The following is an 11,614-nucleotide window of genomic DNA, read 5'->3' as shown; positions in this document are numbered from 1 at the left end:
GGAAGCGCGGGTCTACGGAGCGCGCGGTGGATCGCTGGCCGGCGTCGCCGGAGCCGGCGCAGTGGGAGGGATCTGGTCTGCGCGATCGCGGCTTAGCCACCAACCGCCGGCGGCCAGCACCAGCGCGATCACGACGATCCATGCCCACGGCGACCCACCATGCGCTTGCGGAGGCAGTGCGTCATCGTGCTTGCGCGGATACAGTTCCTGCGTATCGTGCGGTCTGGACATGGGCGTGCTCCTGCGTCGTGGAACGCGGGCAGTCTTGCCCCGATACGGTTAGCGGCGTGTCAGCCACCCGTGAACGATGCACGCGCGCCGCAAGCGCGGTTCAGCTTACTGAGCCGGCTTGAAATCGAACGGAATCTCGAGGCTGCCGGCCACCGCCTGGCCCTTCTGCTGCGCCGGACGGAAGCGCCAGTGGCGCACGGCTTCCATCGCCGCGCGATCCAGTTCGCGCGAACCGCTGCGCCTGACCAGGGCCACACCGCCGGGAGTGCCGCTGGCGTCCACCTCGACCCGCACCACCACCGTGCCGCTGTCGCCGCGGCGCAAGGCCGTCGGCGGATAGCGCGGCGGCGGTTGCCCTTCCAGCGGCACCGGACGATCGCCCGGTGCCAGTGCGGTGGCGTTCGTCCCTGCAGCAGCGCCTTCGCTGCCGCCGGGCACCGGCGCCATCGCATCGGCGGGGAGCGGTGCAGGCGCGGTCTCGACCAGTTTCGGCGCATCCTCCGCGGTGGGCGGCTTGGCTTGCGGCATGTCGCTGGCGCCGCTGCCGGCGGGCAGGGGTTCGGGCAGTGGCTTGACCTCCGCCGCATCCTGCTGCACCTGCGCCGGCTGCGGCTTGTAGAAGTCGTTGTCCTTGCGCCCGGCCAGCCACACCGCCAGGAACAGCATCAGCCCGGCGCAGAAGGCGATGCCGACGATCATGAGGAGGCGGCGCGGCAGGCGCAGCACGATGCCGCTGTTGGACGACGGAGGCGACGTGGACATAGGACTCACCGTAGGGAACCGCTGGATTCTGGCATAGCCGCGGTTAATCGGGTGCGCAGCGGCCCGCAGCCTCCTTAGTTTCAGCAAAAGCGCGGCCGACAGGCGATAATGCGCGGCTCCGATCCATCCACGTGCCGCGTCCATGCTCGATCCCGTCCTGCTCCGCCAACAGCCTGCCGACCTCGCCGAGCGCCTGCGCACCAGCCGCGGCTATGCGCTTGACGTGGCCGCCCTGGAAGCCCTGGAGGCCGACCGCAAGCGCATCCAGGTGCGAACCCAGGAGCTGCAGAGCCTGCGCAACAGCCGATCCAAGGCGATCGGGCAGGCCAAGGCCAAGGGCGAGGACGTGACCGCACTGATGGCCGAAGTCGCCGGATTCGGCGACGAACTGAAAGCCTCCGAACAGCGCCTTGACGAGATCCGCGCACAGCTGGAGACGCTGGCGCTGGAGATTCCCAACCTGCCGCAGGCCGACGTGCCGGCCGGCAAGGACGAGGCCGACAACGTCGAAGTGCAGCGCTGGGGCACGCCGCGCAGCTTCGGGTTCGAGGTCAAGGATCATGTGGAACTGGGCGCGCGCCACGCCTGGCTGGACGGCGAGACCGCGGCCAAGCTGTCGGGCGCGCGCTTCACCGTGCTGCGCGGACCGATCGCGCGCCTGCACCGCGCGCTGGCGCAATTCATGCTCGATCTGCATACCGGCCCGCACGCCTACCAGGAAACCAACGTGCCGGTGATCGTCAACGCCGACAGCCTGTACGGCACCGGCCAGTTGCCCAAGTTCGAAGAGGACATGTTCGCCACCCAGTTGGGCGAACAGAAACGCTACCTGATCTCCACCTCGGAAATCTCGCTGACCAACCTGGTCCGCGACGAGATCGTCGAGGCCGAGCGCCTGCCGTTGCGCATGACCGCGCACTCCCTGTGCTTCCGTTCCGAGGCCGGCAGCGGCGGCCGCGACACCCGCGGCATGATCCGCCAGCACCAGTTCGAGAAGGTGGAGCTGGTCAGCATCTGCCGTCCCGAGGACAGCGCCGCCGAGCACGAGCGCATGACCCGCTGCGCCGAAGTGGTGCTGGAAACGCTGGGGCTGCCGTATCGCAAAGTGCTGCTGTGCACCGGCGACATGGGCTTCTCGGCGACCAAGACCTACGACCTGGAAGTCTGGCTGCCGTCGCAACAGACCTACCGCGAGATCTCCTCGTGCTCCAACTGCGGCGACTTCCAGGCACGGCGCATGCAGGCGCGCTGGCGCAATCCCGCCACTGGTAAGCCGGAACTGCTGCACACGCTCAACGGTTCCGGCACCGCGGTCGGCCGCGCGATGATCGCGGTGATGGAGAACTACCAGAACGCCGACGGCTCGATCGACGTGCCCGACGCGCTGCGTCCGTACATGGGCGGCCTCGACCGCATCGGTTGAGCCTCAGGCGCTGCGCACGCGGCGCTGTGGGCGGTCTTGCGGCAATACCGGCGGTCATTGTAGGAGCGACTTCAGTCGCGACGGGCATTACCGAGAAAGCCTGACCGAGAAAGCCTGTCCCGACTGAAGCCGCTCCCGCAGGTACCGCCAGTTGACGAAAACCGCTCCGCTTTGGCGGCCTGTGCCTGGCCGCTGTGCGGATGCGTGGCTGCGTATTCGCCCACCCCCGTGCAATAGTTCCATCCGACCTGCTATCCCCCGGCACTTCGCTCGCCTGCTTCGGAGCCAGACGCGTTCGATCGTATCGGCGCACCGGCAACCACGACACCGTTGCCGCCCCTGCTTGAATCGCGGCAAATGGCCCGTCAGCCATTTGCCGATGCAAAGCACAGGGTCGGGGCAGGGGGTTCACATGACCATGCTGTCATGAAGCGGGAGCCGCTGCGTCGTTGCTGCCGAACGGGCCGCCGCGGCTGCGTTCGCAATGCGCCATGCCAGGTGAAGGCTCGATTACACGGCCCGAATCGTTGTGGGGGTAGAATGAACCCAACGCGATTTCATCCATCGTTCTGAATATCGAAAGAACATGCACGATCTCAACGACCTGTACTACTTCGCGATGGTGGTCGATCACGGCGGTTTCGCCGCCGCCGAGCGCGCCTTGGGCATTCCCAAGTCGCGCCTGAGCCGCCGCATCAGCCAGCTGGAAGCCGATCTTGGCGTGCGTCTGCTGCAGCGTTCCACGCGCCGCTTCGCGGTCACCGACCTGGGCATGAGCGTGCATCGGCATGCGCAGACGATGCTGGCCGAAGCGCAGGCCGCGCGCGAGGTGGTGGACCGGCTCAGCGCCGAACCGCGCGGTCTGGTGCGGGTCAGCGTGCCGGTGTCGCTGGCGCAGATGCAGCTGCCCAAGCTGCTGCCGATGTTCCTCGACCAGTACCCGAAAGTGCGCTTGCAATTGAACATCAGCAACCGCCGCGTGGACATCATCAACGAAGGCTACGACGTCGCGCTGCGCGTGCGCTCGCGCCTGGACGACGACGGCAGCCTGGTGATGCGCAGCTTCGGCCAGGTCCAGGAACTGCTGGTGGCCAGCCCCAAGTACCTCGACCGCGCCGGTCGTCCCAAGGATCCGGAAGAACTGTCCGCGCACGTGACCTTGAGCATCAGCGAAGACGAGGCGCGGCAGCGCTGGGAACTGCACGGACCGGCGGGCGAAGTGCGCCGCGTCGACCTGCAACCGCGCGTGGCCGGCTTCGACTTCCCGCTGCTGCAGTCGATGGTCAAGGACGGCTTCGGCATCACCCTGCTGCCGGAGACGGTCTGCGCCGACGCGGTGCGCAACGGCGAACTGGAAGTGGTGCTGCCGGAATGGTCGCTGCCGCAGGGTATCTGCCACGCCGTATTCGCTTCGCGCCGCGGCCTGCTGCCGGCGGTACGCGTGTTCATCGACTTCCTCGCCGAGCACCTGCCGCGCCAGATCGAGGACTCGCGCCTGGACTGCGGCAGTTGCCCGGAGCGGGCCAAGGCCAAGCATTCGACCCTGGGCGCGATGGCGGTCGAGGCCGGCTGAGCAAAACCCGAGCCGGCTGAGCAAAACCGGCGCGGCCGTGCGAAAATGCGCGGCGGCACGCTGGCTCAGCATCGCGATGTCTTTGGCGATGCGGCCGTCAACGTGGCGCGATGATGTTGCGGCTGAAAGCGCAGGGCATGGGCACTTCCTGCATGCGCTCGTCCAGCGTGACGCGGTCTGGTTGCAATCGGAGAGATGGCCGAGCGGTTTAAGGCACCGGTCTTGAAAACCGGCGAAGGGTCAAACCTTCCGTGGGTTCGAATCCCACTCTCTCCGCCAATTCCTGCTACATCATTGATTTTAAGTTGAAATAATTGGTTGGGGCTGATTGGAAGGCAGGAAGCATGCAGAGGAAACACTCGCATGCGCATCCCGCGTCATGTGAGCCGGTCTGCCACCGGCCGCTGCTCGTTCGTCCAGCGAGTGCCTGTCGATCGTCAGGCAGGTGTCCTTGATGTCGATCTTCGAGCAGGCCGCCGATGAAGCCCATAACGCGCGCATCGGCCGGGCGCTCCGCCAGTGACATCCGGCGGACGTGCAGGCCGTCGTTGGCACGGCCGAAAGGGGAACCACGGGCATGCGTGGATAGGCCACCCGATGCCTCGGGCGCGGCGCTTTCCGTTTCGCCCCGGGCCACGGTTATTCGGCCAGTTGCGCGCGGTCGTGATGGAGCGACGAAAGAATGGCGCCCCATCCAATGTGTGAGGTGATGTATGCGTCCAGGGACACTGACGTCTGCAACGCGCCGAGTGGCGAGGCACACGCAGGACGGTGTGGCCACCGAGCCCGAGGCCAGCTCCTCTGCACCCGCGCAGGACCCGCATGCCAACACGCAACTGGTCCAAAACCTGCCACGGCGGCCAGTACGCGAGGCGCCGCTCAGGGCCGCCCAGCCTCACGAACAGGCTGCTGGCGTGCGTGTGGCCAATGTTGTACGTAGCACGGCAAATAATCTCGCTCGGGGCTCCGGCGCGGTGTCTGGCGCTGCCACATGTCAAAGTTTCTTCAATATGATACAGGGCTATGGCACGAATACGATACACGGCGATTTGGCGCATAACTCGTACCATGGCCTTGCTTGGGACCGTGGCAAGATAGCGATGGGTGCGGCAGCGGCATACGGTGGCTTTAAGGCAATCGAGTCTCTCGCCTCCCGGTACATACAGTTACAGGCGCAAATCCCCCGGCAAAGCCTTGTGCAAAAAGCCGATCGGGCAAGGGAATTGGGGACAACCGAAGCTTGCCTGGACAAGGCGGTCGAGATGGTGACCATGCCCGATGACGATGGTCCTGGCCCTCACCTGAGCGTGGGCGAGCAGACGGCCCTGGCCAAGGATCTGCTGAATGTCATCACCGCAGAGCGTTCGCGCTTGCCTCCGGAACTCTGGAACGCGGCCAGCAATGTTGGCGACGATGCGCACGAGCTGGTCAATCGGCTGCTGCTGGCAGCCAGAGACCGCGCAGCGCAAGAGGCGTCTACGTCGTCGGCAGGCTGAGCGCGCCTGCCATGCAACTTCTGGGGAGCGGGCGGTCCCCGATGGGCGCACCGGTGCTGCTGCAGGGCTACAGTGGCGCCGACTTCAGAAGGTCGTTCAGCACGGCGACGCGCTTTACTCGAAGCAAGCGGTGGTCCGTTGGCATGTTGGAGAGTCACTCCGTGGCCCATTGACCGCCGGCCGGGAATTCGAAACGCGGACGAGGCCGGATCGGCCATGCCTGCTGCATGCGTCGCGCTCCCTCGGAAAATTCCGATCTGGCCCAGCGTTGATTGCAGCGAAGCGATGTCCGGATTGGCTGGCGGTTGAGGTCAGGGAAATCTGACCCGATATCAGGCTTTGCCCTGATAACGTTGTCGCCGGCCGGCTGCGATACTGCGCCTGCCTGACGCAGGTACCGCCGCGCTCTCCTAGAGGAGCGAACAGGCTGGTCACTCGCCCTGCGTGCCGAGCCTTGAGTAAGCGCGGTTTGGTGTTCTTTTCAGCATGATGACAGCGCAGTGCGACTAGTTGAGAAAACTGGGAGGGCTGGATGATTTTGTCTACAAATTTCGGTTGCCCTGAACAATTCACGCCGCTAGTCTGACCATGCGGCGTTCGCTGCGTTGGGGTTATACGAGATGGCCATTAGAGTTTTTTTGGTCGACGATCACGCTCTTGTCCGCACCGGCATGAAGCTGATCCTTTCGAATCAGACGGATATCGAAATCGTCGGTGAGGCCGAGAGCGGCGAAGTCGCCATGCCGCAGATCCGCCAACTCAAGCCGGACATCGTGCTTTGCGATCTGCACATGCCTGGCGTCAGCGGGCTCGAGGTCACCGAACGCATCGTCAAGGGCGATCACGGCACCAAGGTCATCATCGTGTCGGTGCTGGAAGACGGCCCGTTGCCCAAGCGCCTGCTCGAGGCCGGCGCGTCCGGCTACGTGGGCAAGGCCGGCGACGCGCAGGAACTGCTGCGCGCGGTACGCGATGTGGCGATGGGCAAGCGCTACCTCGGCGCCAACATCGCGCAGAACCTGGCGCTGGCCAATCTGGAAGGCGGCGGTTCGCCGTTCGATGCGCTGTCTCCGCGCGAGCTGGAAGTCGCATTGCTGCTGACCCGCGGGCTGCGCCAGGAAGACATCGCCAAGCGTCTGAGCCTCAGCGCCAAGACGGTCAACACGCACAAGGCGCGGCTGTTCGAGAAGGTCGGCATCCACGACAACATCGCGCTGGCACGGCTGGCGACGCAGTACGGTCTGCTGGATCCGGCGCATCCGCTGTAGCGCCACGGATTTTCCTTGGGCAAAGGAAAGCGACCTGACGGGTCGCTTTTTTTGTGCCCGCCGTGTGCATGCGGTGCCGTCGGACGCCGCCAGCTTGCAGGGTTTGCTTCGGGTGTCCGCCCGCGGCATCATCCGCGGCATGCACACCGTTGCCTCCATCCTGTGGCGCAGGCTCGACGCACCGGGCCATGACGCGTGCCGGCTGCAGCGCAACGCCAGCGCATGGCAGCTCGACGGCGCCGCCGTGTTCCGCCTCGAACACGGCCGCATCGGCCAGTTGCAGTACCGCGTGCAATGCGACCTGCACTGGCACACGCAATGGGGCACCGTGCGCGGCTGGCTCGGCGGCGGGACGGTCGACCTCGCGATCGCGCGCGATGCGCGTGGCCACTGGAAGCTCAACGGCCGGCCGGTGGCCGACGTGTCACACTGCATCGACCTCGACCTCGGCTTCACGCCGGCCACCAACCTGCTGCAACTGCGCCGGCTGCGCCTGGCAGTGGGCGAGGGCGCCGACGCCCCGGCCGCCTGGGTCGACCTCGACGGCGGCGGCACGCTCAGCGAGCTCATGCAGCGCTACGCGCGCACCGCCGACGATGCCTACGCCTACCAAGCGAAGCGCTTCGGTTATGCGGCGACGCTGTGTGCGACCGGCGAGGGCTTCGTGCGCGACTATCCGGGGCTCTGGACCGCAGAGGCCTGAGCGCTCGCTCCAAGTGCGAGCGTCTGCCCCCAGCGGTTCCCGATTCCGTTTTCGGTCCGCGCCGATCGCGTGCGCCCAAGCTGCCCACGGCCCGGAGGTGTTGTGCGAATAGAGAGGGATCCACGCCCAGACAAAAAAAGCGGCCCGAAGGCCGCTTTTTTCTGTTGCGAAGAACGGCGCCGGATCAGCTGGTGCGTTCCTTGTGCTCCTTGTCGTCGTCGCTCTCGCCTTCGCCGGACTTGCTGGCATGCGGCTGGTGCTGAGCGACGCTGACCGGTGCGTCCGCCGGAGCGGCGGGCGGCGCATCGAACAGGCCGTTGCCAGCCACAGCGGCAGGTGCCGCTTCGGCATCGCCGACGTGCCGGCTTTCGACGCTGTCCGGCACCGGAGCGGCGGCCACCGGCGCGTGCACCGGCGTCGTTTCGACCGCGGCGGCCGGTTGCTCTTGATGGAAGACGTCCAGCAGGGTGGTCTGCACCGGCACGTAGGCCGGCTTGCTGGGCGCCTCTTCCTCGGCGAGCGGTTGTGTCGTCGTCGTGGTTTCCTGCTGCGGCTTGCTCGGCGTGGATGCCGTGACCGGCTCTTCGACCTGCGTGGCCGACGCCGCAACAGTTTCCATTCCGGCGTCGCGCTTGGTCGTGGCGACTGGGACGGGCTGCTCGACGGTCGGCGCCGGTGTCGGCTGCAGTGCGTCCTCGATGGTCTTCGGCGACGCCGTTTCGGAGGCGGCCGGCTCGGTGACGATCGACGGAGCAGGCGCCGCGGCAGGCACTGCCTCGGAACGTGCCGCTGGCGCCTCGGCGACGACGGGCGGCAGCGGTGCTGCCGCTACCGGCGCCACCGTTTCCGCCTGCGCGGTGGCGACCGGTGCCGCGTCGACCGCTGCCGTCTCGGCAACGGAAGGCGCGGTTGCGATCGCTGCGGCTGCGGCTACTGGCGCGGCCTGCACCTGCGCGCTGCCGTCATCGGTCTGCGGTGCTGCGGTTGCGGCTACCGGTGCGGCCTGCTGTGCCGGCGCGGTATCGCCCTCGGCCTGCGGCACCTCGCTTGCAGCTGCGACGATCGGCGCCGGGGCGTTAGGGGTCTGCTTGTGCCGCGGCTGGCGCGGCTCGCGCTTCTCCCGCGGCGCACGCGGCGCTTGCTGCGGCTTGGCCTCGGTGGCCTCGGCGGGCGCTGCGTCGTCGTCGAAGTCGAACTCCGGCTGGCTGCGGCTCGGCGCCGGCGCGGTTTCGCCGTCGCTGTCGCTGTCGCTGTCGCCGGCATCCAGATCGTTGTCGTCGAACGCCGCACCCTCGCTGCCGCTGCCGGCTTCGCCATTGCCGCGACGACGGCGACGGCCGCCACGACGGCCGCGACGGCGGCGGCCACCGGCCTCGCCATTGGCGTCGTCGGCTTCGCCGTTCTCGCCGATCGGCACGGCCTGTGCGGTTTCCGCTGCGCTCTCGCGCTCATCGACGCCTGCCGGTGCCGGGTTCGGCTGCGCCGCAACCGGGGTCGCTGCCATGGTGTTGGCCTCGCTGGCCTGCGCATCGCTGCTCAGCGCGGCGGCACCGCCGGCCGCGGCCGCGGCCGCGATCGTGGTGGCGTCCTGCGCCGCAGCGGCAGGTATGGTGACCGGCTTCGCTGCGCCCTCGTCCTGACGCGGTTGACGCTGCGGCTTGTCGCCCTGCAGGGCGGCCTGCGCCGGATCCTGCTGCGGCTTGGGCTGGCGCGCCGGGTTCTGCGGTTGCTGCTGCTTCGGCGCCTTCGGCTGCTGCTGCGGGTTCTGCTGCTGCGGCTTGGCCTGCTGCGGCGCCTGCTCGTTGCGCGCCGGCTTGGGCGCAAGGTTCTGCTGGCTGCCCTGCACGTTGCCGCCGCCGTTACCCGGACGACGCTCGTCGCGGCGCACGTTGCCGCCGTTGCCACGTGCGGCATTGCCGCCCTGGCCGCTGTTGCGGTTGCCGTCGCGCCGCGCGTTGCGGTCGCCGCGGTCGTTGCGGTTGCGGTTGCCGTTGCCGTCGTGGGCGCGCTGGCGCTGCGCCGGTTCGTTCGCGGTCGGCGCCGGTGCCGGGCTTTCGCCGGCACCGAAGATCCGCTTCAGCCAGCCGACCACGCCGGTGGCTGGGGCCGCGACCGGGGCGGGGGCCGGCGCCTGGACCTGCACGGGCGCAGCGACCGGTTCGGGCGCCTCGACCACTTCGCGCACCGGGGCCGGCTGCGAGTGCTTCACGTTGGTCACCGCGGGCGCCGGGATGTTCAGCTGCGCCTTGGTCAGCGCATGCACTGGCAGCTTGCGCGGGGTGTTGCGCTGGTAGCTGGGCTTGGCGCTTTCCTCGCCGAGCTCGTTCTCGCGCAGGCGGGTCACTTCGTAGTGCGGGGTGTGCAGCTGCTCGTCGGCGACGATGACGATCGGCGCGTCGTGGCGCTTCTCGATCTCGCTGAGCGCGCGGCGCTTCTCGTTGAGCAGGTAGTTGGCGATCTCCACCGGGGCCTGCACCAGCACCTGTCCGGTGTTCTCCTTCATCGCATGCTCTTCGGCGACGCGGATGATCGACAGCGACATCGACTCGACGCTGCGCATGCGGCCATGGCCGTCGCAACGCGGGCACACGATCTGGCTGGACTCGCCCAGCGACGGACGCAGGCGCTGGCGGCTCATCTCGAGCAGGCCGAAGCGCGAGATGCGGCCGATCTGCACCCGCGCGCGGTCGTACTTGAGCGCGTTCTGCAGGCGGTTCTCGACTTCGCGCTGGTGCTTGTTGGAGGCCATGTCGATGAAGTCGATGACCACCAGGCCACCGAGGTCGCGCAGGCGCAGCTGGCGCGCCACCTCTTCGGCGGCCTCCAGGTTGGTCTGGAACGCGGTGTCCTCGATGTCGCTGCCCTTGGTCGCGCGCGAGGAGTTGACGTCCACCGCGGTCAGCGCTTCGGTCTGGTCGACCACGATCGAGCCGCCGGACGGCAGGCGCACGCTGCGCTCGTAGGCCGCTTCGATCTGCGATTCGATCTGGAAGCGGTTGAACAGCGGGATGTCGTCGGTGTAGTGCTTGAGCTTGCGCAGGCTCTGCGGCATCACCTGCTGCATGAACTCCTGGGCATCGCCGTACATCTCGGGGGTGTCGACCAGGATCTCGCCGATGTCGGCGCGCAGGTAGTCGCGCAGGGCGCGGATGATCAGTCGCGATTCCTGGTAGATCAGGAACGGCGCCGGCTTGGCCAGCGCGGCCTCGGCGATCGACTTCCATACCTGCAGCAGGTAGTCCAGGTCCCACTGCAGCTCTTCGGCATCGCGGCCGACGCCGGCGGTGCGGATGATCACGCCCATGTCGTCGGGGATGTTCAGCTTGTCCAGCGCTTCCTTCAGCGCGGCGCGGTCCTCGCCCTCGATCCGGCGCGAGACGCCGCCGGCGCTGGGCGAGTTCGGCATCAGCACCATGTAGCGGCCGGCCAGCGAGATGAACGTGGTCAGCGCGGCGCCCTTGTTGCCGCGTTCTTCCTTGTCCACCTGGACCACCACTTCCTGGCCCTCGCGCAGCAGTTCGCGGATCGTCGCCTTGTTGTGGTCGACGCCGGCCTGGAAGTAGTCGCGGGAGATTTCCTTCAGCGGCAGGAAGCCGTGGCGCTCGCCGCCGTATTCGACGAAGGCCGCTTCGAGCGAGGGTTCGAGTCGCGTGATGCGGCCCTTGTAGATGTTGGACTTCTTCTGTTCCTTGGACGGCTGCTCGATGTCGATGTCGTACAGGGTCTGGCCGTCCACGATGGCCACACGCAGTTCTTCCGCCTGCGTGGCGTTGATCAGCATTCGCTTCATTGTTGCGTTCCTCGCGCTGCTACCGCGCGGAACGCCATGGGGTTTCGCTTCTGGTCACGCTTCGCCGCCCATCGCGCAGGCGCGGGGAGGGCAGCTTGGGTTTCCAGCGCTACGACACCACGGCGAGCCGCGGGAGCGCTTCTTTCTTTTAGGTGGTTCAGGACCGGCGGCGACTCCAGCCAGGCTGGGCGCCGCACGGGGCATGTTCAGCGCGGACGCTTGTGGCGTCCGGCGATGGCCGGGTAGGCCGGTGAGCCGCTAACATGGCCGCCCCGGGGGCGGTGGTCGCGCACTGTGCCGGAATCGTCGCAAGCCGGGCTTCTGGCCCTGCGCTAACTTCCAACGAAATCAAACCCTTATCTCGCCGC

At 67.5% G+C, this 11,614-nt stretch carries 8 protein-coding genes and 1 tRNA gene; 6 read left to right on the top strand and 3 right to left on the bottom strand.

All coding sequences use genetic code 11. The features are described from left to right. Positions 1 to 12 precede the first annotated feature (12 nt). Together KHF85_RS11000 and KHF85_RS10995 are read right to left on the bottom strand one after the other, a co-directional pair. On the bottom strand, positions 13 to 231 hold the full coding sequence (locus KHF85_RS11000; RefSeq protein WP_284566715.1) for a hypothetical protein: 219 nt from the start codon (positions 229 to 231) through the stop codon (positions 13 to 15). Between the two features lie 105 nt (positions 232 to 336). Next, positions 337 to 993 (bottom strand): energy transducer TonB, encoded by a 657-nt coding sequence (locus KHF85_RS10995; protein ID WP_284566714.1) that lies wholly within the window; start codon positions 991 to 993, stop codon positions 337 to 339. A 142-nt stretch (positions 994 to 1,135) separates the two neighbouring features. On the opposite strand from KHF85_RS10995, the gene serS reads away from it, so the two are divergent. The 6 genes from serS (at position 1,136) to KHF85_RS10965 (ending at position 7,456) form a co-directional block, all read left to right on the top strand. Beyond that, positions 1,136 to 2,416 carry a serine--tRNA ligase gene (serS, locus tag KHF85_RS10990; RefSeq protein ID WP_284566713.1) on the top strand — a complete coding sequence of 427 codons (1,281 nt, stop codon included), beginning with the start codon at positions 1,136 to 1,138 and terminating at the stop codon, positions 2,414 to 2,416. A gap of 586 nt (positions 2,417 to 3,002) precedes the next feature. After that, entirely contained in the window at positions 3,003 to 3,989 is a 987-nt protein-coding gene (locus tag KHF85_RS10985; protein ID WP_284566712.1) for a LysR family transcriptional regulator, read from the top strand. 189 nt (positions 3,990 to 4,178) lie between these two features. Beyond that, positions 4,179 to 4,268, top strand: a tRNA-Ser gene (locus KHF85_RS10980). Positions 4,269 to 4,717: 449 nt separating this feature from the next. Continuing rightward, complete coding sequence (xopAV, locus tag KHF85_RS10975; protein ID WP_284569527.1) at positions 4,718 to 5,485, top strand: type III secretion system effector XopAV; 768 nt, start codon at positions 4,718 to 4,720, stop codon at positions 5,483 to 5,485. Positions 5,486 to 6,105: 620 nt separating this feature from the next. Next, the gene (locus KHF85_RS10970) at positions 6,106 to 6,753 is read left to right on the top strand and encodes a response regulator (protein ID WP_004425760.1); all 648 of its coding nucleotides are present in this window, start codon (positions 6,106 to 6,108) and stop codon (positions 6,751 to 6,753) included. Between the two features lie 139 nt (positions 6,754 to 6,892). Then, positions 6,893 to 7,456 carry a putative glycolipid-binding domain-containing protein gene (locus KHF85_RS10965; RefSeq protein WP_284566711.1) on the top strand — a complete coding sequence of 188 codons (564 nt, stop codon included), beginning with the start codon at positions 6,893 to 6,895 and terminating at the stop codon, positions 7,454 to 7,456. 184 nt (positions 7,457 to 7,640) lie between these two features. Here KHF85_RS10965 and KHF85_RS10960 read toward each other — a convergent pair whose 3' ends face one another. Next, positions 7,641 to 11,237, bottom strand: coding sequence for a ribonuclease E/G (locus tag KHF85_RS10960; RefSeq protein ID WP_284569526.1), 3,597 nt, complete (start codon positions 11,235 to 11,237; stop codon positions 7,641 to 7,643). Between the last annotated feature and the right edge of the window lie 377 nt (positions 11,238 to 11,614).

The organism is Xanthomonas graminis pv. graminis (assembly GCF_030168915.1).
GTDB classification, from domain to species: domain Bacteria; phylum Pseudomonadota; class Gammaproteobacteria; order Xanthomonadales; family Xanthomonadaceae; genus Xanthomonas_A; species Xanthomonas_A translucens.
This window is presented reverse-complemented; position numbering and strand designations above follow the sequence as displayed.

Coding starts and splice junctions, on each gene's coding strand:
- KHF85_RS11000 (WP_284566715.1), bottom strand. CDS start 231: ATGTCCAGACCGCACGATACGCAGGAACTGTATCCGCGCAAGCACGAT.
- KHF85_RS10995 (WP_284566714.1), bottom strand. CDS start 993: ATGTCCACGTCGCCTCCGTCGTCCAACAGCGGCATCGTGCTGCGCCTG.
- serS (WP_284566713.1), top strand. CDS start 1,136: ATGCTCGATCCCGTCCTGCTCCGCCAACAGCCTGCCGACCTCGCCGAG.
- KHF85_RS10985 (WP_284566712.1), top strand. CDS start 3,003: ATGCACGATCTCAACGACCTGTACTACTTCGCGATGGTGGTCGATCAC.
- KHF85_RS10970 (WP_004425760.1), top strand. CDS start 6,106: ATGGCCATTAGAGTTTTTTTGGTCGACGATCACGCTCTTGTCCGCACC.
- KHF85_RS10965 (WP_284566711.1), top strand. CDS start 6,893: ATGCACACCGTTGCCTCCATCCTGTGGCGCAGGCTCGACGCACCGGGC.
- KHF85_RS10960 (WP_284569526.1), bottom strand. CDS start 11,237: ATGCTGATCAACGCCACGCAGGCGGAAGAACTGCGTGTGGCCATCGTG.